General features: G+C 68.1%; 20 protein-coding genes. 12 read left to right on the top strand and 8 right to left on the bottom strand.

The genetic code is table 11. The features are described 5' to 3' along the window. Nucleotides 1–21 precede the first annotated feature (21 nt). Nucleotides 22–354 (top strand): hypothetical protein, encoded by a 333-nt coding sequence (locus KR541_RS28625; protein ID WP_050013746.1) that lies wholly within the window; start codon nucleotides 22–24, stop codon nucleotides 352–354. A 115-nt stretch (nucleotides 355–469) separates the two neighbouring features. On the opposite strand, the gene mmsB is transcribed toward KR541_RS28625, so the two are convergent. From mmsB to KR541_RS28610, 3 genes are all read right to left on the bottom strand, one after another. Continuing rightward, complete coding sequence (gene mmsB, locus KR541_RS28620; RefSeq protein WP_050013747.1) at nucleotides 470–1,360, bottom strand: 3-hydroxyisobutyrate dehydrogenase; 891 nt, start codon at nucleotides 1,358–1,360, stop codon at nucleotides 470–472. Between the two features lie 17 nt (nucleotides 1,361–1,377). After that, nucleotides 1,378–2,904, bottom strand: coding sequence for a CoA-acylating methylmalonate-semialdehyde dehydrogenase (locus KR541_RS28615; RefSeq protein WP_204384208.1), 1,527 nt, complete (start codon nucleotides 2,902–2,904; stop codon nucleotides 1,378–1,380). 112 nt (nucleotides 2,905–3,016) lie between these two features. Beyond that, on the bottom strand, nucleotides 3,017–4,336 hold the full coding sequence (locus KR541_RS28610; protein ID WP_089489248.1) for an MFS transporter: 1,320 nt from the start codon (nucleotides 4,334–4,336) through the stop codon (nucleotides 3,017–3,019). Nucleotides 4,337–4,491: 155 nt separating this feature from the next. Here KR541_RS28610 and KR541_RS28605 point away from each other — a divergent pair, with 155 nt between their 5' ends. Beyond that, on the top strand, nucleotides 4,492–5,451 hold the full coding sequence (locus KR541_RS28605; RefSeq protein ID WP_050013750.1) for a LysR family transcriptional regulator: 960 nt from the start codon (nucleotides 4,492–4,494) through the stop codon (nucleotides 5,449–5,451). A 94-nt stretch (nucleotides 5,452–5,545) separates the two neighbouring features. After that, nucleotides 5,546–6,337 (top strand): uracil permease, encoded by a 792-nt coding sequence (locus KR541_RS28600; RefSeq protein WP_216089952.1) that lies wholly within the window; start codon nucleotides 5,546–5,548, stop codon nucleotides 6,335–6,337. 57 nt (nucleotides 6,338–6,394) lie between these two features. Here the strand turns inward: KR541_RS28600 and KR541_RS28595 are convergent, their stop codons facing one another. Continuing rightward, nucleotides 6,395–7,117: a haloacid dehalogenase type II gene (locus KR541_RS28595; protein ID WP_050013752.1), complete on the bottom strand. Its 723-nt coding sequence runs from the start codon at nucleotides 7,115–7,117 to the stop codon at nucleotides 6,395–6,397. Nucleotides 7,118–7,607: 490 nt separating this feature from the next. Between KR541_RS28595 and KR541_RS28590 the strand changes: the two genes are divergently transcribed. Next, nucleotides 7,608–9,857 carry a putative bifunctional diguanylate cyclase/phosphodiesterase gene (locus KR541_RS28590; protein WP_124630461.1) on the top strand — a complete coding sequence of 750 codons (2,250 nt, stop codon included), beginning with the start codon at nucleotides 7,608–7,610 and terminating at the stop codon, nucleotides 9,855–9,857. Nucleotides 9,858–9,897: 40 nt separating this feature from the next. Here the strand turns inward: KR541_RS28590 and KR541_RS28585 are convergent, their stop codons facing one another. Continuing rightward, the gene (locus tag KR541_RS28585) at nucleotides 9,898–10,959 is read right to left on the bottom strand and encodes a diguanylate cyclase (protein ID WP_050013754.1); all 1,062 of its coding nucleotides are present in this window, start codon (nucleotides 10,957–10,959) and stop codon (nucleotides 9,898–9,900) included. A gap of 67 nt (nucleotides 10,960–11,026) precedes the next feature. Beyond that, nucleotides 11,027–12,031 (bottom strand): chemotaxis response regulator protein-glutamate methylesterase, encoded by a 1,005-nt coding sequence (gene cheB / locus KR541_RS28580; protein ID WP_050013755.1) that lies wholly within the window; start codon nucleotides 12,029–12,031, stop codon nucleotides 11,027–11,029. Nucleotides 12,032–12,345: 314 nt separating this feature from the next. On the opposite strand from cheB, the gene KR541_RS28575 reads away from it, so the two are divergent. Continuing rightward, nucleotides 12,346–12,774 carry a hypothetical protein gene (locus tag KR541_RS28575; RefSeq protein ID WP_050013756.1) on the top strand — a complete coding sequence of 143 codons (429 nt, stop codon included), beginning with the start codon at nucleotides 12,346–12,348 and terminating at the stop codon, nucleotides 12,772–12,774. Between the two features lie 49 nt (nucleotides 12,775–12,823). Here KR541_RS28575 and KR541_RS28570 read toward each other — a convergent pair whose 3' ends face one another. Further along, a complete protein-coding gene (locus tag KR541_RS28570) occupies nucleotides 12,824–13,048 on the bottom strand; it encodes a hypothetical protein (protein ID WP_050013757.1) in 225 nt (74 codons plus the stop codon). A 275-nt stretch (nucleotides 13,049–13,323) separates the two neighbouring features. Between KR541_RS28570 and KR541_RS28565 the strand changes: the two genes are divergently transcribed. The 6 genes from KR541_RS28565 to KR541_RS28540 all read left to right on the top strand — a co-directional run bounded on the left by KR541_RS28565 (nucleotide 13,324) and on the right by KR541_RS28540 (nucleotide 18,452). Beyond that, a complete protein-coding gene (locus KR541_RS28565; protein WP_124638563.1) occupies nucleotides 13,324–14,013 on the top strand; it encodes a DUF969 domain-containing protein in 690 nt (229 codons plus the stop codon). Beyond that, on the top strand, nucleotides 14,010–14,960 hold the full coding sequence (locus KR541_RS28560) for a DUF979 domain-containing protein (protein WP_204384214.1): 951 nt from the start codon (nucleotides 14,010–14,012) through the stop codon (nucleotides 14,958–14,960). Before KR541_RS28565 ends, KR541_RS28560 begins: the two co-directional genes overlap by 4 nt. 19 nt (nucleotides 14,961–14,979) lie before the next feature. Next, complete coding sequence (locus KR541_RS28555; protein WP_050013760.1) at nucleotides 14,980–16,002, top strand: DUF2891 domain-containing protein; 1,023 nt, start codon at nucleotides 14,980–14,982, stop codon at nucleotides 16,000–16,002. A gap of 116 nt (nucleotides 16,003–16,118) precedes the next feature. Further along, nucleotides 16,119–16,442: a hypothetical protein gene (locus tag KR541_RS28550; protein ID WP_050013761.1), complete on the top strand. Its 324-nt coding sequence runs from the start codon at nucleotides 16,119–16,121 to the stop codon at nucleotides 16,440–16,442. Nucleotides 16,443–16,829: 387 nt separating this feature from the next. Next, entirely contained in the window at nucleotides 16,830–17,108 is a 279-nt protein-coding gene (locus KR541_RS28545) for a hypothetical protein (RefSeq protein WP_235356213.1), read from the top strand. 282 nt (nucleotides 17,109–17,390) lie between these two features. Beyond that, on the top strand, nucleotides 17,391–18,452 hold the full coding sequence (locus tag KR541_RS28540; protein WP_050013762.1) for an asparaginase: 1,062 nt from the start codon (nucleotides 17,391–17,393) through the stop codon (nucleotides 18,450–18,452). 57 nt (nucleotides 18,453–18,509) lie between these two features. Here the strand turns inward: KR541_RS28540 and KR541_RS28535 are convergent, their stop codons facing one another. After that, a complete protein-coding gene (locus KR541_RS28535) occupies nucleotides 18,510–19,484 on the bottom strand; it encodes a LysR family transcriptional regulator (RefSeq protein ID WP_050013763.1) in 975 nt (324 codons plus the stop codon). Between the two features lie 142 nt (nucleotides 19,485–19,626). Here KR541_RS28535 and aspA point away from each other — a divergent pair, with 142 nt between their 5' ends. After that, complete coding sequence (aspA, locus tag KR541_RS28530) at nucleotides 19,627–21,033, top strand: aspartate ammonia-lyase (RefSeq protein WP_050013764.1); 1,407 nt, start codon at nucleotides 19,627–19,629, stop codon at nucleotides 21,031–21,033. Nucleotides 21,034–21,103: the final 70 nt, after the last annotated feature.

Here is a 21,103-nt window from a genome sequence, read left to right as displayed (position 1 = left end):
ACCGGCGTGCGCTTGCCCTCCATGTCCATTCCAGTCTCTTTTCGAACCCTGCGATGGTTGACCATTGCGGCGACTGCATGCTTGCTCGCCGCGTGTTCGACTGCTTCCGACGTGACCGCGACGTCGAACCCGAACGTATTCACCGTGACGACGCGCACGGTCGGCGTGTCGACGACGTGGGCCGACGCCCATCAGAAGGCCGTCAGCGAAGCCACCAACTACTGCTCGCAGCGCGGGATGCGCGCGAGCATGAAGCAGGAATCCCTGACCGCCGGCCGCCGTGTCGACGCGCGCTCGGAACTCGCGTTCGAGTGCCATCCGACCTTCGAGACGGCGTCGAACCCGCGCGGTTGACCGATCGGCGGCATGATCGCGCCGCCCGCGTTTTCCTTCCCCCGCATGCAAACCGACCCGCGATGCCCAACGGGCACATCGCGGGTCGGCGCACGTCCGGCGTCGGCCGGGCGGGTCAGGCCGGCTGCGCCTCGTACAGCTTCACGCACGCGGAGAAGTCGAGCGTGCCGAGCCCCTGCTGGCTCATCGACTGATACAGCTGCTGCGCGAGCGCGCCCATCCAGACCGGCTGATGGGCGCCGCGCGCGGCTTCGGTCGCGAGGCCGAGATCCTTCAGCATCAGGTTCGCCGCGAAGCCGCCCGCATAGCCGCGCGCGGCCGGCGCCGTGTCGCTCACGCCCGGATACGGGTTGTACGCGTCCGAACTCCAGCAGCGGCCCGTCGACGTGTTGATGATGCCCGCCAGCACCGGAGGCTCGATGCCGAGCGCCGCGCCCAGCGCCATCGCTTCCGCGACGCCCATCATCGAGATGCCGAGCAGCAGGTTGTTGCAGATCTTCGCGATCTGCCCGGTGCCGGTGCCGCCGCAGTGCACGACGTTCTTGCCCATGTCGAGCAGCACGGGGCGGATGCGCTCGAACAGCGCGGCGTCCGCGCCGACCATGAAGGTCAGCGTGCCGGCCTGCGCGCCGCCGGTGCCGCCCGACACGGGCGCGTCGGCGAGCGGAAAGTCGCGCTGCGCGGCGGCGTCGGCCACCGCGCGCACGGTGCCGGGATCGATCGTGCTGCAGTCGATCAGCGTCGCGCCGGCGCGTGCGCCGGCCAGCACGCCGTCGTCGCCGAGGTAGACGGCGCGCACGTGCTGCGCGGCCGGCAGCATCGTGATGATCAACGAGCCGCGCGCGGCGGCGTCACGCGGCGACGCCGCCGCGGTCGCGCCGGCGCGCACCGCGGCGTCGACCGCATGCGCGTCGAGGTCGAACACCGTCAGCGCGTGGCCGGCCTTGAGCAGGTTGGCGGCCATCGGGCCGCCCATGTTGCCGAGTCCGATGAAGGCGATTTCCATGTGCGGGCTCCGTCGGATCAGCGCAACGCGATCGTCGTGTTCACGCCGCCGGCCGTCGCGTCGTCGTCGAACCAGCGCGCGGTGACCGTCTTCGTCTGCGTGTAGAACTGCACGACCTGCTTGCCGTACGGGCCGAGATCGCCGAGCTTCGAGCCGCGCGAACCGGTGAAGCTGAAGTACGGCACCGGCACCGGAATCGGAATGTTGATGCCGACCTGCCCGACGTCGATCTCGCTCTGGAACTTGCGCGCGGCCGCGCCGCTCTGCGTGAACAGGCCCACGCCGTTGCCCATCGGATTGCGGTTGACGAGCGCGATCGCGTCGTCGAGCGTGTCGGCTTCCATCACGACCACCACCGGCCCGAAGATTTCTTCCGTGTAGATCGACATGTCGGTCGTCACGCCCGAGAAGATCGTCGGGCCGACGAAGTTGCCGTGCTCGTAGCCGGGCACCTTCACGTCGCGGCCGTCGAGCAGCAGCGTCGCGCCTTCCTTCACGCCGGCGTCGATCAGCGACAGGATGCGTTCCTTCGCCGCCTTCGACACGACCGGGCCGACGTCGGTGCCGGCTTCGGCTCCGGCGTTGACCTTCAGCGCCTTCGCCTTTTCGACGAGATCGGGCAGCCAGTCGCGTGCCTTGCCGACCAGCACGACGACGGAGGTCGCCATGCAGCGTTGGCCGGCCGCGCCGAAGCCCGCGCCGACGAGCGCGTTGATCGACTGCTCGCGGTGCGCATCGGGCAGCACGACCGCGTGGTTCTTCGCGCCCATCATCGACTGCACGCGCTTGCCGTGCTGGCTGCCGAGGTTGTACACGTGCGTGCCGACGCGCGTCGAACCGACGAACGAGATCGCCTTGATGTCCGGGTGCGTGCACAGGCGGTCGACCACCGTCTTGCCGCCGTGCACGACGTTCAGCACGCCTTGCGGCACGCCGGCCTCGATCGCGAGTTCGACGAGCTGCATCGTCGACAGCGGGTCCTGCTCGGACGGCTTCAGCACGAACGTGTTGCCGCAGACGATCGCCATCGGGAACATCCACAGCGGAATCATCCCGGGGAAGTTGAACGGCGTGATGCCCGCGCACACGCCGATCGGCTGGCGCAGCGTGTAGGTGTCGACGCCGCCCGCGACGTTCTCCGCGAATTCGCCTTGTTGCAGCGTGCCGATCGAGCACGCGTGCTCGACCACTTCGAGGCCGCGGAAGATGTCGCCCTGCGCATCGGGCAGCGTCTTGCCTTGCTCGGCCGTCAGCGTGTGCGCGATCCGTTCGAGATTGCGGCGCACGAGGTCCTGGAACTTCAGCATGATGCGCAGCCGCGCGCCGATCGGCGTCGTCTTCCAGGTCTGGAACGCGTGCTGCGCGGACGCGATCGCGGCATCGACCTCGTCGAGCGTCGCGTACGGCACGCGGCCGATCACTTGCTGCGTCGCGGGGTTGACGATGTCGCCCCATTCGGCGCTTTGCGAATCGACGAACGCGCCGTCGATCAGCAGCTTGGCGGTGGGCAGGGCGAGGGTGGTCTGGGGAACTGCGGCGTTCATGGAACTCTCCGGGAAACGGTGGTGCGAAGCAAAAGGGTGGCCTGCGTCCGCCGCGCGTGCGGCCACGGCGGACGGCAGGTCGAACTGAAATCGATGGAATGCGGGTGCGGCGCTACGCGCGCGCCGGCCGCATCAACGCGGTACACACGAGCGCGAACACGCCGAAGCCGACGAGGTACGCGATCACGTAGTGCGGCTGGCCGCCGCCGGCCTTCAGCAGCGACGTCGCGATCATCGGTGCGAAGCCGCCGCCGATCACGCCGGCCAGCTGCACCGACAGCGAGATGCCGCTGTAGCGGATTTCCGCCGGGAATTGCTGCGCGAACAGCAGCGATTCCGGCGCATAGAGGATCGGGAACACGACGCCGAGGCCGAGCACGATCGCCCACCATGCATACGACGTCTGCTGCGTGCCGAGCATCATGAAGAACGGCGCGGCGAACGCGCACATCAGCACGAGGCCGATCGCGAACATCCGGCGCTGGCCGATGCGGTCGCTCAGATGCCCGCACAGCGGCATCGTGACGAGCGACAGCGCCGCGCCGGCCGTGATCGCGTGCAGCATCTCGGCCTTCGGCAGATGCAGCTGCTGCGTCGCGTAAGCGAGCGCGAACGTGACGACCATGTAGAACCAGGTGTTCTCGGCGGCGCGTGCGCCGACGATCGTCAGCACTTCGCGCGGATGGCGGCGCAGCGCGGCCGTCACCGGCGATTTCTCGGCCTTGCCCTGCTTGCGGACCTTCTCGAAGTCGGGCGATTCGGGCACCTTCGCGCGGATGAACCAGCCGAGGCCGACGAGCGCGATGCTCGCGAGGAACGGCACGCGCCAGCCCCACGACAGCATGTCGGCTTCCGGCAGCGCGGCCACCGCGGCCATCGCGACCGACGACAGGATCAGGCCGAGCCCGACACCCGTCTGCGGCAGGCTGCCGAACAGCCCCTTGCGGCCTTTCGGCGCGTGCTCGACGGCCATCAGCACCGCGCCGCCCCATTCGCCGCCCACCGCCATCCCCTGCAGGAAGCGCATCGCGATCAACAGCGCGGCCGCCCAGTAGCCGATGCTGTCGTACGACGGGATCAGCCCGATGATCATGCTCGGCACGCCCATCAGCAGCAGCGTGATCATCAGCATCGACTTGCGGCCGATGCGATCGCCGAAGTGGCCGAACACGATGCCGCCCATCGGCCGCCCGATGAAGCCGACCGCGAACGTGCCGAACGCGGCGAGCGTGCCGACGACCGGGTCCAGCGACGGGAAGAAGATGCGGTTGAACACGAGCGCGGCGGCCGTGCCGTACAGGAAGAAGTCGTACCACTCGATCGTGGTGCCGGCCATGCTGGCCCAGCCGGCCAGCAGGTAATGCTTCGCGGTGCGCTCGGGCGCCGGCGTCGCGATGGTCGCATGCTCATCGAGGGTGGATCGGGTCTGCATGGTGTCTCCGGTTTTATTGCCCGCGGCTCATGGTCCGCAGGTCACGGTCGAGTATAGTTATGCGCAGATTCACGATGTACCGATAAAGAAACCGGTTGGATGTGCATTTATGCATATCGACGGCCGGCCCGGAGACCCCTCCTTTTTCCTCGCCGATGCGACATGCCACCGAGCCGGTTTCCGGCAACCTGAACTGGGACGACCTGCGCTTTTTCCTCGAAGTCGCGCGCACGCAGCGCGCGAGCGGCGCGGCGAAGCGGCTCGGCGTCGACTACACGACCGTCGCGCGGCGCATCCGCGCGCTCGAAGCCGCGATGGGCACGCTGCTGTTCGACAAGTCGCGCTCCGGCGGCTTCACGCTGACGGCCGAAGGGCAGCGGCTCGTCGCGTATGCGGATGCGATGGAGACGACCGTGCAATCCGCGTGCGACCAGGTCGCGAACACGGGGGAGGCGCTGTCGGGTCACGTGCGGATCGGGTCGACCGAAGGGTTCGGCTGTTTTTTCCTCGCGCCGCAGCTCGCGCAGTTTCGCGCCGCGCATCCGCACGTGACGGTTGACCTGCTGCCGGTGCCGCATTTCGTCAACCTGCCGAAGCGCGAGGCCGATCTCGCGATCACGCTCGAGCGGCCCGAGCGCGGGCCCTACGTGGTCACGAAGCTGTGCGACTACCAGTTGCGGCTCTATGCGACGCGCGACTATCTGGGGAATCACGCGCCGATTACCTGCACGGACGATCTCGCGCAGCACGCATTCATCAGCTACGTCGACGATCTCGCGTTCAGCAACGAACTGCTGTACCTGGACCGCGCGGTGCCTGGTGCTACGGCCGGGTTGCGCACGACGAGCGTGATCGCGCAGGTTTTCGCGGCGCTACAGGGCGGCGGCCTCGCGATTCTGCCGTGCTTCATCGCGGCCACGCAGCCGGCGCTGGTGCCCGTGCTGCCGAACGACGTGGTCGTCACGCGGTGTTTCTGGCTGACGTGCCGCGAGGATCTGCGCAAGCTGCGGCGCGTGACCGCGCTGTGGGATTACCTGCGCGCGGCGGCGGACGCGAACCGCGCGCTGCTGTCGGGGGAGTCGGGCACGCTGAGGTTCGTCGGCGAGCCGGCGTAGCGGTCGACGGGCGGGGCGCGACGGCGATGCGATGATCGATCTGGATGACAACACGGCCGGCGGCGATTCGACCGGGCTAGCGGGGAGAGGGCAAATGGCTTTGACGCATGCGGGCAAGGTGTTCGTGGTATGCGTGGTGGTATTCGGCGTGACCGCCTACTGGCTCGCGTCGCGCATGGTGCGCCGACAGACGGGCGGCAAGCGCGGCTCCGGCGGCGCGGTCGCGTTCTGGTGGCTCGTGTGTTTTTGCCTCGTGTCGCTGTTGTTCCCGTTCGCGTACTGGATCGGCGACGAGCTTTACGCACTGGCGGTATCGCCGAAATACGAAGCGACCGTCGTGTCCTACCAGTCCGAGTGGGATACCTGCGAGCGCCGCGACAGTTCGGGGCGAACCTCGTCGTACCGGTGCATCAAGTACACGTCGATCCTGGAAGCCGTGATGCCGGATGGCGAACGTATCACGCTACCCGGCAACATTCGCTCGGGCGCCGTGCCCGAAATCGGCGAGAAGATCGAGGTCGTGTTGCCGCAAGGGGCGCATCAGTGGCACGAACGCAGCGTGCGGAGTATCGGGTTGCTGGCCGGCGGCACGGTGATGGTCGCGATCGTCGGGTATTTCGTGTACCTGATCGCGGCGTACGGGGCCGGGAAGAAGATCGACGGCGCGGCGCGCTTCGGCGTGGCGGCGGTGCTGAACGGACTCGTGCCGCTTGGGGCGCTGTTGATGGAACTTGCCTTCCTGAGCGTGCCGTACCGTTACTGGGCGCACGGGAATCCGCAGCAATGGCCGGTGTGGGTGCTCGCGCTATGCCTGCTGTTCGCGCTGGCGCTGCTGCCGTTGCTGCTCATCTACGCGCGAACCGCATGGCGGGCGGTGGTGAAGTAGCGGAGGTGCGCCGCCTCGCGATCGCGGCGCGGGGGCGGGCCGCGCCGCCCGGCACACTCAGCCCGGGCAACCCAGCCGATCCGCGAGTTCGTTCAGATCCCTGACGTCGAAATCCCACGCATCGTCGGCTTGCAGGTCGGTCGTCTGGCCGGGCCCGTGCTCGGTCGGCCGCAGCACGAACGCGGTCGACAGCCCGAGCCGGCGCGCGGCCGCCAGATCGCCGTTGTGCGCGGCCACCAGGCACAGCTCGGCCGGCGCGAGGCCGAGAATCTCGACCGCTTCGGTATAGACGGCCGGCGACGGCTTGTACGCGCGGGCGACCTCGGCGCCGAGAATCGCGTCCCACGGCAGCCCGCCGTGCTTCGCGACGTCGACCATCAGCCGGATGTTGCCGTTCGACAGCGGCGCGATGATGTAACGGCGCTTCAGCCGGTGCAGCCCGGCGACGGCGTCGGGCCACGGATCGAGCCGGTGCCACGCGAGATTGAGTGCGTCGATGTCGGCATCGGGCACGTCGACGATCCCGAAACGGTCGAGCGTACGGACGAGGTTCTCGCGATGCAGCACGTCGAGCCGCACGTAACGGCGGCGTCCGCTGCGGATTTCTTCCATCGACGGCGAATATTCGTCGCGCCACGCATCGGCGAACGCGAACGGGTCGAGCGTCGGCGCGTGGCGGTCCAGGAATGCGGCGGCGCCGCGTGCGACACCGCTTCTCCAGTCGACGATCGTTCCGAAGACATCGAAAACGAGCGCCTTGATTTCGGCAGGGTTCGTCATGGGGATCCAGTGAAGGTCGATCGATGAGGGTACGAATCGCCGTGCCGCCCGCTTGCACGGCGCCGGTTCGATCGACATTGAATCACGGATACGGAAACGCGGCGGGGGAGGCCGCGATGCGGGCCCCCGCCGGAGCCGGAAGCAGGACAAGCGCGCGGTGCCGGCCGGACAGCGCCTGCCGTCGCGCGCGCCCGGCCGGTCAGCAGATCCGGAAGGATTGACGGGCGGCGCGCCCGCGCCGTCGTGCGGCGCAGCAACCTTTCATCGCACCGGCCGCCGCCGCCCGCCGCGCGGCAACCGAGCGTATCCCCTGATGGAAGCAGGTATGTCGATCGTCACGGATTGGTGTTAAATACATTTCGGCGCGCCCTCGCTCGGCGCGCAAACGGGGCGCACCGGGGATCGGCGTAAACCCGGAGCGGAACAGGGCACGAAATATCGATAACGAACCGGGCGCACCAGACCCGGTCGGACAGACGGCAGGATTCACTTGAATACCGAACCGCAAAGTTCTCGCTACAGCCTCGGGCTCGCCGCGGAAGTGCTCGCATCCGAGCAGAGCGTGCTGAGGCTGATCACACGCAACACGCCGCTGCCGGAACTGTTGGTCGAAGTTTGCCGGCGTGCCGAGGCTTTGCTCGGCGACGGTGCGTCGTGCACGATCCTGCTGCTCGATACGGACGGCGTGCACGTGCGCGTCGGCGCGGCGCCGTCGCTGCCCGCGCAGTACAGCGCGGCGATCGACGGCGCGACGATCGGCCCCGCGGCCGGCTCGTGCGGCACCGCGATGTACGAGCGCCGGATGGTCACCGTCGAGGACATCGAAACCGATCCGCTGTGGGCCGACTATCGCGCCATCGCGTTGCCGCTCGGCTTGCGCGCGTGCTGGTCGGTGCCGTTCCTCGACGACGCGGGCGTCGTGCTCGGCGCGTTCGCCGTCTATCATCATCGGCCGTGCCGCCCGAGCGACGAGGAAACGGGGCTGTTGCGCGATATCGGCAACAGCGTCGGCCTCGCGGTGCACCAGGACCGGATCGCACGGCAGCTCGCGCGCAGCGAGGAACATCACCGGCTCGTCGTCAACAGCCTGAGCGAGGGCATCCTCGTCGTGTCGCGCGAGGGCGTCGTGATCGCGAGCAATCCGAGCGCGAACCGGATGATCCGCGCGAAGGGCGAACTCGTCGGCCGTCGGCTGTCCACGGTGATCCTGCGCAAGCTGTACGAGGACGGCACGCCGATCGACCCGCACGACTGGCCGAGCCGGCGCGCGCTCGAGACGGCCACGCCGATGCTCGACTACACGGTCGGCTTCGGTCTCGCGGACGGCGACATCATCTGGGTGCGCGGCAACGCGGTGCCGATCGTGCGGCCGGGCGAGACGCAGGCCGACTCGGTGCTCGTGTCGTTCAACGACATCGGCCCCGTGCGCGAAGCGCAGCAGCAGTTGCGCTACATGGCGACCCGCGACGCGCTGACGGGCCTCTACAATCGCCGCTGGCTCGGCGACCGCATGCGCGAGCTGTTCGGCGTGCGCGATGCGGCGGCCGGGTCTGCGCGCGTCGCGATCCTGTTCATCGATCTGGTCGGCTTCAAGAAGGTCAACGACACGGCCGGCCACGACGCGGGCGACGCGCTGCTGCGCAGCGTCGCGGCGCGGCTCGCGGGCTGCGCGGACGGCCGCTACGCGCTCACGCGCGTCGGCGGCGACGAGTTCGTGATCCTCGTCGACGACTGCGACGATCCCGAGCGTCTCGCGGGGCTCGCGCGCGAGGTCATCGACGCGATCGCGAAGCCGTTCGCGATCGCGAACAACGAATACTGGCTCGGCGTATCGATCGGCATCAGCGTCGCGCCGCGCGACGGCGACGACGCCGTGACGCTGATGCGCAACGCCGATTCGGCGATGTACGACGCGAAGCAGCACGGCCGCAACCATTTCACGTTCTTCACCGCGCAGCTCAACCTGCGGCTGCAGCGCCGCTTCGCGATCGAACAGTCGCTGCGGCGCGCGCTGGCGTCGGACATGCTGCGGCTCGCGTATCAGCCCGTGGTCGACGCGCGCACCGGCCGCACGGTCGGCGCCGAAGCGCTGCTGCGCTGGACGAGCCCCGAGCTCGGACCGATGTCGCCGGCGGAATTCATTCCGGTCGCGGAAGACACGGGGCTGATCGTCGCGATCGGCCAATGGGTGCTCGAAACCGCGTGCCGGCAGGCGGCCGAGTGGCGCCGCACGATCGCGCCGGACCTGATGCTGGCCGTCAACCTGTCGCCGCGGCAGTTTCACGAAGGGCTCGTCGAATCGGTCGCCCGCTGTCTCGCGCAAACGCGGCTCGACCCGTCCGCGCTCGAACTCGAGATCACCGAAGGCGTGCTGATGAACGACACGGACACCGTGCTGCCGATGCTCGAAGCGCTCACGGACATGAACGTGCGGATCTCGGTCGACGATTTCGGCACCGGCTATTCGTCGCTCGCGTACCTGAAGCGCTTTCCGCTGCACAACCTGAAGGTCGACCGTTCGTTCGTGTCGGGCGTGCCCGATCATCACGACTCGGTCGCGATCACGCAGGCGGTCGTCGCGATGGCGCATTCGCTCGGCATGAAGGTCACGGCCGAAGGCGTCGAGACGCAGGCGCAGTCGTGGTTTCTGCAGCAGATCGGCTGCGACATGCAGCAGGGCTATCTGTTCAGCCGCCCGCTGGATGCGCACGACTACGCGCGCCGGCTCGGCGCCGCGTGAGCGCGGCGCGCTCGCCGGACCTGGCGCGTGAGTGCGCTAGCTAGCGCGCGCCGAACCCGCCGGCGCCCGGCGGCGTCGGCGACGGATCGATCTCGACCCGGTTCTTGCCTTCGTGCTTCGCGCGATAGAGCGCGCGGTCGGCCGCCTCGATCAGCACGGTCGTCGGCAGGCCGGGTGCGGGCACGATGCTCGCGCCGCCGATGCTGATCGTCACGATCTGGTTGCCCGTCGACGCATGCGCGTGCCGCACGCGCAACGCCTCGACCGCGAGCCGGATCTTCTCGCCGAGCAGCCGCGCGGCGCCCGGCGACGTGGCCGGCATCACGACCGCGAATTCCTCGCCGCCGAAGCGCGCGGCGAGATCGCCCGACTGCCCGAGGCAGCGCTCGATCGTCGACGCGATCTGCTTGAGCACGCTGTCGCCGGACACGTGTCCGTACGTGTCGTTGTACAGCTTGAAGTTGTCGACGTCGATCATCAGCAGCGACAGCTCGCTGCGCTCGCGCGTGCCGCGCCGCCACTCGGCGGCCAGGTATTCGTCGAGATAGCGCCGGTTCGACAAGCCGGTCAGGCCGTCGGAGTGCGTGAGGCGCCGCAGCTCGAGATTGGCCTCGAGCAGTTGCTGTTGCGACTGCCGCAGCGCGCGATAGGCTTCGTCGCGCTGCAGCAGGTTCATATATGAGCGCGAGTGGTAGCGGATGCGCGCGACGAGCTCGATGCGATCGGGCAGCTTGACCAGATAGTCGTTCGCGCCGCACGCGAACGCGGCGCTCTTGATCACCGGTTCTTCCTGCGTCGACAACACGATGATCGGCACGTCGCGCGTCGCCGGATTCGCGCGGTACGCGCGCACGAGACTCAGCCCGTCGGTGCCGGGCATCACGAGATCCTGCAGGATCACGGTCGGGCGCGTCTCGATCGCGGCGGCCATCGCGTCGTCCGAGCGCGGGCAGTAGTGGAAGTCGATGCCGTCCTCGTCGACGAGCGCGCGGCGCACGGCTTCCGCGACGATCGTCTGGTCGTCGACCAGCAGCACCATCGCCGGCGCGTCGGCGGGCGACCCGGTCGGGCCGCCCGGCGGGCGAGTCAGGTCAATCGTCATGGTCGATGCGGGTTGTTGCGGTTGTTGCAAGGGCAGGCATGGGCGTTGCGCGCGGTCATCGTCGGGCTCAGATCCGCGCGAGCGCCGCCAGCTCGCCCGCGATGCGCCCGAGCGGCAGGATCGCGCGCGCCGCGCCGAGCGTCGCGGCTGCCTTCGGCATCCCGTACACGGCGCTGGTTGCCTCGTCCTGCGCGATCGTATGGTAGCCCTTCATTCGCAGCGCCTTCAGGCCGATCGCGCCGTCGCGCCCCATCCCGGTGAGCAGTACGCCGATCACGCGGCCGGGCCAGTGCTCGGTCAGGCTGTTGAAGAATACGTCGACCGACGGACGATACGGCGTGGCGGCGGGTTCCCGCGTGTATTCGAGCGTGCCGGCGCGCGTGATGCGCAGGTGATCGTCGGTCGCGGCGAGCAGCGCGACGCCCGGCTGCGGGCGGTCGCCTTCGTGCGCGACGCGCACGGCGAGCCGGGTCTGACCGTCGAGCCATTGCGCCATGCCTTCGGCGAACGCGCGATCGACGTGCTGCACGATCACGATCGGCGCATTGAAATCGGCCGGCAGGCTGCCGAGGATCGACGCGAGCGCGCCGGGGCCGCCGGCCGATGCGCCGATCGCGACCAGCGGGCCGGCGCCGCCGCGCGCGGCCGCGCCCGTGACGCGCGTGCCGCCCGGCGCGTCGAGCAGACGGCCGATCTGGTCGATCTTCGCGAGCAGCAGTTTCGTCGTGTCGCCGGCCGAGCCGTCGCCGAGCCGCGGCGTATCGACCGCGTCGAGCGCACCGGCGCCCATCGCCTCGAACACGCGCCACGCGTTCGCGCCGATGCAGCTCGTCACGATCAGGATCGCGCACGGTCGTTCGGAGCGCATGATCCGCCGCGTCGCTTCGATCCCGTCGAATTTCGGCATGATCAGATCCATCAGCACGATGTCGGGCGGCTGCGCGGCGCACAGTTCGACGGCCTGCGCGCCGTCGGTCGCGACCCACAGCACGCGGTGCTCGGGCCGTCGCGCGATCGCGCGGCGCATCGCCTCGACGGCAAGCGGGAGGTCGTTGACGATGCCGATGTTCACAAGCGGAATTCTCCGGTCGGTTCGTAGTGTTGTTGGAGGTGGGCCGGGTTCATGGAAGGTGCAGCCGGTTCGGCGCGTCCGGGCGGCATCGGCGGCCGGACGGCGCGGCATTCTTTTGGGTTGACGACGCCCGAATGCTGTCATGCGGCGCGGGCGGCGGCAATCGAAAAATTTGCGCATGGTGCCGTTTCAGTGCGTTTCCTCTATGGCGATGCCGCATTGCCTGCAAGCGGGCCAGTCGATCCCGTCCGGACACGCCGCAAAAGTCCGCATGTTACCGTGCCGGCATCGACAAAAAGAAAGGAGAGAACCGGATGACCGTGCCCGATACCGTCCTCGTCAGCCGCGACCCGCATGCGCCGATCGTGATCGAGCAGGACGGCCGTTTGCTGTACCGAATCCACATCGAGAGCGGACACGCGTCGTTCTACCGCGATTTTCCGGTCGAACCCGATGCGGTGCGCGTGCTGCGCGACGACGCCGAACGCTATTACTTCCTGTTCGCGGCGCTTCACCATCCGTACCAGTTGAGCGAGACGAACCTCTGCGACGCGGAGCGCGAGCGGTATTTCAGCACGATCCTGTTCGCCGGCCGCGACGCGGTCGAAGCCTTCATGACGGAACGCGATCGTGCCAGCAACGGCGCGGTGGCGAATTTGCTGGGGATCTTCACGCAGGCCGATTACCGACAACTGCGCGACGGCCGGTGGTTCGGCGTGGGCGCGGGCACGCCGGCTGCATAGCGGCCCGTACCGCGGCATCGGGCCGCGCAGCGGCCCCGCCGCCGCGCCGTCAGTGGCTGCGCGCGTAGCCCTGGATCAGCGCGCGCATCATCCCTTCGACCGTCGCATCGCGCAGGTCGTCTTCCTGCTCGGCTTCCTCGACGAGCGCGGCATAGGCGGTCGCGAGCGTCACGCGGTCGACTTCATGGCGTTGCTCCATCAGCGTCACCATCCCGTCCTTCGCCAGATGGGCGGAGAACGCGCGGCTGCCGATGGTCTGGAATACGTCAATCATGGCGGCTCTCCCGTACGTTGCCGATGCTTTTCAGTTTAGTCGGCGTCCCGGGCCCGCGCCACGCGTGCGGGCCGGCCGGCCCGATTCGTCCGATGAAATGTGGCCGACACACGGCGCGGGCACGGTGTCCGTCGGCTTCAACGTTTACCCGAACCGCCAAATTGTCGACTTTTTATCGATAAAGTCTCGTGTTAGATTTCGCCGTCCGAGCCCGATGCAAACCGGGCCGGCCGCGCGCGGCCGACGTGCCGCGCGTCCAGACACAAGGAGGGGAAATGCTGGTGCTGATTGGGGTGCCGATCGTCGTGATCGGCTTCGCGCTGCGCTTCAATGCGCTGCTGGTGGTCACGATCGCGGGGCTCGCGACGGGGCTGGCGGGCGGGCTGAATTTCGTCGACATCGTCAGCGCGTTCGGCAAGGCGTTCACCGAGAACCGCTACATGGGGCTGATCTGGCTCACGCTGCCGGTGATCGCGCTGCTCGAGCGCAACGGGCTCAAGGAGCAGGCGAAGCGGATGATCTCGCGGGTCCAGGCGGCCACCACGGGCCGCGTGCTGATGCTGTACTTCGTGCTGCGCCAGGCGACGGCCGCACTCGGCCTCACGTCGCTCGGCGGCCACGCGCAGATGGTGCGGCCGCTGATCGCGCCGATGGCCGAGGCCGCCGCGGTCGGCCGGCACGGCGAACTGCCCGAGTCGGTGCGCCAGCAGATCCGCGCGCATGCGTCGGGCGCGGACAACGTCGCCGTGTTCTTCGGCGAGGACATCTTCATCGCGATCCAGTCGATCCTGCTGATCAAGGGCTTTCTCGAACAAAACGGCATCGCCATCGAGCCGCTGCACCTGTCGGTGTGGGCGATCCCGACCGCGATCGCCGCGCTGCTGATTCACTGCACGCGCCTCGCGCTGCTCGACCGCCGGCTCGCGCGCGGCTTCGGCCTGGTGAAGCAGGAGGGCGCGCGATGATCGGCCTCGAATCGCTGTACACGCTCGCCGGGCTGATGTTCGCCGCGTTCGCGTACTTCAACCTGACGGACCGCACGAACCCGCGGCGCGTCGTCAATTTCGCGTTCTGGGCCATCTACGCGGTCACGTTCCTGTTCGGCGCGCTGCTGCCGCATTTCGTCACAGGGTGCCTGGCGATCGCGCTCGCGCTGATCGCCGGCTCCGGCAAGCTCGGCCGCGGCCAGTCGGACGAGGCAGGCGTTGCGGCGGCCGTGCGGCGCGAGACGCTCGCGCAGCGCTTCGGCAACCGGCTGTTCCTGCCCGCGCTGCTGATTCCGCTCGTCACGCTGATCGGCACGTTCGCGCTGAAGCTCGTGCCGTTCGTCGAGCCGAAGAGCGTGACGCTGATCTCGCTCGTGCTCGGTACGATCGTCGCGTTCGTCGTCGCGCTCGCGATGCTGCGCGATTCGCCCGTGCATGCGCTGAAGGAAGCGCGCCACACGATGGACGCGGTCGGCTGGGCCGCGATCCTGCCGCAGATGCTCGCGGCGCTCGGCGCGCTGTTCGCGGTCGCGGGCGTCGGCGGCGTGGTGTCGGGGCTCGTGAAGGAGTGGGTGCCGATCGATTCGCCGTTCGCGGTGGTCGCGGCCTACACGGTCGGCATGGCGCTGTTCACGATGATCATGGGCAACGGCTTCGCCGCGTTCCCGGTGATGACGGCCGGCATCGGCCTGCCGCTGATCGTCCACCAGTTCCACGGCAATCCGGCGATCATGGGCGCGATCGGAATGCTGAGCGGCTTCTGCGGTACGCTGATGACGCCGATGGCCGCGAACTTCAACATCGTGCCCGCGGCGCTGCTCGAACTGAAGGACAAGAACGGCGTGATCAAGGCGCAGTGGCCGACGGCCGTGCTGCTGCTGGCCGTGAACACGCTGCTGATGTACGCGTTCGTATTCCGCTTCTGATTCGATGGACGAGATCCTCATGACCGACCGACTGACCCCCGAACTCGCGTCGAAATTCGCGTCGCTCGCGCTCGCACACCTGACCCGCGAATATCCGAACAAGCTCACGCATGCGCTCGAAGGTCCGCACGACGTGCAGGGGCCGCGCGCGCTGCACCCGATCTTCTACGGCAGCTACGACTGGCACTCGTGCGTGCACGGCTACTGGCTCGTGCTGCGCGTGCTCGAACGCTACCCGGCATTGCCGGAGGCCGAGCGCATCGTCGCGATCGTCGACGCGCACTTTACCGACGCGAACGTTGCCGGCGAACGCGCGTATCTCGCGCTGCCGCACAACAGCGGCTTCGAGCGGCCGTACGGCTGGGCATGGCTGCTCGCGCTCGTCGCGCAGCTCGAGCGGCTCGCGCTGAAGGGCGTGTTGCCGCAGGCCGCGCGCTGGGCGAAGACGATGGCGCCGCTGGCCGACCTGTTCGTGTCGCGCTTCGAGACTTTCCTGCCGAAGGCGACCTATCCGCTGCGCGTCGGCACGCACTTCAACACCGCGTTCGCGCTGGCGCTCACGCTCGATTTCGCGCGCGATACGCAGCGCGACGGGCTCGCCGCGCTGATCGTCGATACCGCGAAGCGCTGGCACCTGAACGACGTCGCATGCCAGGCGTGGGAGCCGTCGGGCGACGAATTCCTGTCGCCCGCGCTGATGGAAGCCGAACTGATGCGGCGCGTGCTGCCGGCCGCCGAATTCGACGGCTGGTTCGCGCGCTTCCTGCCCGACCTCGCGCGCGGCGAGCCGGCGACGCTGTTCGAGCCGGCGACGGTCAGCGACCGCAGCGACGGCAAGATCGCGCACCTCGACGGGCTGAACCTGAGCCGTGCGTGGTGCCAGCGTTCGCTGGCCGGCGCGCTGCCGGAAGGCGATGCGCGGCGCGCGAAGCTGCTCGATGCGGCCGACCGGCATCTCGCGAGCGCGCTCGCGCACGTGGCGGGCGACTACATGGGCGAGCACTGGCTCGCGACGTTCGCGCTGCTCGCGCTGGACGCGTAGCGCGCGAAACCCCGCCAGCGGCAAGGTCTTCGGCGCGCGGCTATACTCGCCGCTCGGGCCGCTTCGCGCTGCATGCGTGGCGCGAAGCGCGCCATCCGCCAGTTCGCCGTCTCGCCATGGACAAGCTTATTTCCTACGTCGCCGCGATCCACGGGCTCGCCGGGTCCGTGTCGGTCGTGTCGCACGCGACATCGCATGATCGCTGGACCGACGACGACGTCGAGGTCACCCGCGACGAAACCGAATACCGGTTCGACAACGGCGCGATCGTGCGCCGCTCGGTCGAGCAGGACCGTGCGCCGTCCGACCTGCTGTGCGCCGAATGCTGGATCGACTACGACGTGCTGCGCCATCCCGATGCGCAGCCGATCAACCCGTCGCGGTTGACGTTCGACAACGCGTGCCGCGAAACCTTCTGGCTGCGGTACCACCTCGCGTGAACGTGCGCGCCATGCATGAGTGCTTGAGGCTGCATCAGGCCGGCGGCCGACGAAGCGCGTGCCGGGGATGTCGGCGCCGCCGGTCTCGTCGAACACGCGAGTTTGCTGGTGTTATTCGAGCAAGATTGTCAACAGAGAGCGATGAATAAAAAGGCTAGCCGCCTGATGTATGCCCGGTTCCGGCGAATGGTAGTGGCCCTCGAGGAAGCGGCAAGTACCTTGGCCGCACGCGCTTGCCGATTGCCGCTGCTTCGCAGGCGGCGAGCTATCCATTGACCAGTGCGCATGTGGTCCAGGTGCACAACGGATTGCCGCAAGTAAATACCACGAAACCATCGGATGCCGGGGAGGGCAGTCAATAGCTCTATTGTGTTATCCCGCTTTGCAATGCAGATTGATATAAAAAGCGGAGCACACGGGACGACCTCGATAACTCTCGATTTAGGTTCAGGAAAACGCGCGACATTGACTCGCGCCACAGGTTCTATCGATGCAAGCCGATCGATGAGGCAACGCAGCGCCGTTTCGGAATTGATGCTGCACTGGTCGAAATATGCGGGCCTCACTGCCAACGCGTTGGCGTACATGCGGCAACTGGGTCTGGATGTGCTTCAGGGCACGCCGCTTGACGCGCTCAAATCCGCCCGGCTGCTGGCGTTTCCGTGACGCCTGACGCGACGCGCATACCTCGGTCCGCCTCCGCCCCGGCACAGGCGCGAGCGTGCGGGCAGTTCCCGCTGCAGCGCGCCGCTGAGCGGTAAATAGGCAACCGATGGAAGGGTTTTTGTACTAATTCAGTCAATCTTTCATGGAAGGCGACCGCCTTTGCGTCGCATGCAACACCGCTTTCCATATCAGGGCCGGCGCGCGGCGGCGGCGACTCGCTACACTGCCGTACCGGTTGGACGGGCCCCGGCATCAGGCCCGCGAGCAAGGAGACAAAAGAGGATGGACACCCCACGCGCAGCGGTCGTCACGTACCGCGGGAAGGCGATCGAGAACACGCACATCGCCCATGTGGCGGTCGTCGATGCACGCGGCCGGCTGCTGGCCCGGTTCGGCGATCCGTTCCGGATGACGCTCGCGCGGTCGGCGGCCAAGCCGGCCCAGGCGCTATCGGTGATCGAGACGGGCGCGCCGGAGCGCTTCGGCTTCGACGACGCGGACATCGCGCTGATGTGCGCGTCGCACAGCAGCGAGGATCGTCACATCGAACGCACGCGCGCGATGCTCGCGAAGGTCGCCGCGCACGAATCGGATCTGCGCTGCGGCGGCCATCCGCCGTTGTCCGACGCGGTGTACCGGGCGTGGATCAAGCGCGACTACACGCCGACCGGCGTATGCAGCAACTGTTCGGGCAAGCACGTCGGGATGCTGGCCGGCGCGCAGGCGATCGGCGCCGCGATCGCCGATTACCATCTGCCCGACCATCCGATGCAGGTGCGCGTGAAGCAGGTGGTGGCCGATGCATGCGGGCTGCGCGACGACGAGGTCGACTGGGGCATCGACGGCTGCAACCTGCCGACCCCGGCGTTCTCGCTGGATCGGCTGGCGCGCCTGTACGCGTCGCTGGCCGACGGCGCGGACGCGGTGGAAGCGGGCGGCGCGCTCACGGACCGCATTCGCGCACTGGCGCGCATTCACCGTGCGATGACCGCTCATCCGGAGCTGGTGGCCGGCGAAGGGCGCTATTGCACGGTGCTGATGAACGCGTTCGGCGGGCAGGTGGTCGGCAAGCTCGGCGCGGATGCGTGCTACGGAATCGGCGTGCGCGCGTCGGAACGCACGCGGCAACTCGGCGCGGACGGCGCGCTCGGCATCTCGGTGAAGATCGAGGACGGCAATCTCGACGTGCTCTATATGGTCGTCAGCGAAATCCTCGAGCGGTTGCAGATCGGTACGGCCGAGCAGCGTGCGCAACTGTCCGCGTTCCACCGGCCGCGGATGCTCAACACGCAGGGCGTCGAGTTCGGGCACGCGACGTTCCCGTTCGAATTGCAGGCGGCCTGAACGCGGTCGCCGCGCCGATGCCGTCGGCCCGCAATCCGGGCCGTACCGCGGCGCGCGCTACGCGCGTGCGTCGCGAATCTTCGCCAGCTCCCGCTCCGACAGCTCGCCGATCTGCGCGAGGTGTTCCGCGAGAAAATCCTTCAGCACGCGCAGCTTCGCCGAGCTGCGTCGGTTCGCCAGATACGCGATGTAGATGAATTCGCCGGTCAGCCGGTTCTGCAGCCGGTAGCGCGGCAGCACGGCTTCGAGCTGGCCGCTCGCGAGCAGGTCGCGCACCAGCCAGATCTCGAATTCCGCGATGCCGAGCCCCGCGCAGGTCGCCTCCAGCAACAGCTCCGAATGGTCGGTGACGAGATTGCCGGCCGGCAGCACGCTGTGCCGCGTGTCGCCGCGCACGAGCTCCCAGCGCGGATCGCCTTCCGGGTGCACGTAGCGCAGGCAGTTGTGATGCTTCAGGTCGTCCGGCGTCGCCGGGCGTCCGCAGCGGTCGAGGTAGCCGGGCGTCGCGCACAGGATGCTGTCGTTGCGCGACAGCCGGTGGACGACCAGGTTGTCCAGGTAGTTCTCGCCTTCGTGGATGTCGAGATCGAAGCCGCCGGCCACGAGGTCGTTGTGGTTGTCGGTGAGCCGCACGTCGAGCTGGATCGTCGGGTAGCGCGCGAGAAACGGCGCGATCAGCGGCGCGAGATGGCGGCGGCCGAACGCGACCGGCGCGGTGAGCTTCAGCGGGCCGCTCGGCTGCGCATTCAGCTCGGCGACGACACGCAGCGTGTCGTCGAGATCGGCGATCAGTGTGACCGCGCGCTCCAGATAGATATGGCCGGCCTCGGTGAGCGTCACGCTGTGCGTCGAACGGTGCAGCAGCGCGACGCCGAGCGCCTCCTCGATCGCGGTCACCTTGCGCGCGACCGTCGACGTCGACACGTGCATCTCCTTCGCGACCGCCGAAAAACTCCCCGTTTCGACCACCCGCACGAACGCGCGCATCGCGCCCAGGTGATCGATGCCGGTTTCTCTCGCGCCTTTTTTCATTCGATTCTCGCTGTTGCGTCCCGCGCAAAACCGCTTTCGATAATACAGAAGGGAGCATGTTTTTGCAAAGGCATAGAATGCGAACCCGTCGCGTCGGCAAGCGGCGGCCGGCGAGCGGCACGAGACATTTCAGGAGGGCACGATGGCAGAACACGGCTTCCGCGTCGAAGCGGATCTTTTAGGGAAACGAAGCATTCCGGATACCGCCTATTACGGCGTCCACACGCTGCGCGCGAAAGAGAATTTCGACATTTCGGGCCGCACCATCGCGTCGCTGCCGTACCTCGTGATGGCGCTCGCGTCCGTGAAGGAAGCGGCGGCCGACGCCAATTGCGAACTCGGGCTGCTGCCGCGGCCGTTTCGCGATGCGATCGCCGCCGCGTGCGTCGAGATCCGCGAAGGGCGGCTGCACGACCAGTTCGTCGTGGACGTCATCCAGGGCGGCGCCGGCACGTCGACCAACATGAACGCGAACGAGGTGATCTGCAACCGCGCGCTCGAAATCATGGGCCACGCGCGCGGGCAGTACGAATACCTGCACCCGAACGAGCACGTCAATCTCGCGCAGAGCACCAACGACGTCTATCCGACCGCGATCCGGATCGCGACGTGCTTCGCGGTCGAACATCTGCTGGAGGCGATGGCGCGGCTGCGCGATGCATTCGCGGAGCGGGCCGACGCGTTCGCCGGCTTGCTGAAGCTCGGCCGCACGCAGTTGCAGGACGCGGTGCCGATGACGCTCGGCCAGGAATTCTCGACCTACGCGGTGATGCTGACGGAAGACATCGCGCGGCTGCAGGAAGCCGGCTGGCTGATTCGCGAGATCAACCTCGGCGCGACCGCGATCGGCACGGGCATCACCGCGCATCCGCAATACGCGGAGAAGGCGCTGGCCGCGCTGCGCCGCATCACCGGGCTCGACCTGAGCACCGCGCCGAACCTGATCGAGGCGACGCAGGATTGCGGCGCGTTCGTCCAGGTGTCGGGCGTGCTCAAGCGGATCGCCGTCAAGCTGTCGAAGATCTGCAACGACCTGCGGCTGCTGTCGAGCGGACCGCGCGCAGGCTTCGGCGAAATCAACCTGCCGCCCGTGCAGGCCGGCTCGTCGATCATGCCCGGCAAGGTCAATCCGGTGATTCCGGAAGTCGTGAACCAGGTCGCGTTCGAGGTGTTCGGCAACGACGTGACCATCACCTTCGCGGCCGAGGCCGGCCAGCTTCAGCTCAACGCGTTCGAACCGGTGATCGCGAGCGCGCTGTTCCGCAGCTTCAGCCACCTGACGGCCGCGTGCACGACGCTCGCACAGCGATGCGTGAGCGGCATCACCGCGAATCCGGAACGGCTGCGCGAAACGATGGAGCGCTCGGTCGCGCTCGCGACCGCGCTGAATCCGTATATCGGCTACAAGCGCGCGACCGCCGTCGCCGCCGAAGCGCATGCGACCGGCAAGTCGATCCGCGAGGTCGTGCTGGCGCGCGAACTGATGACCGAGGCGCAACTCGACGAAGCGCTGCAGCCCGAAGCGCTGATCCGGCCGCGCGCGTTCTGACGCGAGCCGGTTCGCGGTCGTACCGAAAGCGCCTCCGGAGCGGGGCGCGACACATCTACAAACAACGGAG

The organism is Burkholderia sola (assembly GCF_905400185.1).
GTDB classification, from domain to species: Bacteria; Pseudomonadota; Gammaproteobacteria; order Burkholderiales; family Burkholderiaceae; genus Burkholderia; species Burkholderia sola.
This window is presented reverse-complemented; position numbering and strand designations above follow the sequence as displayed.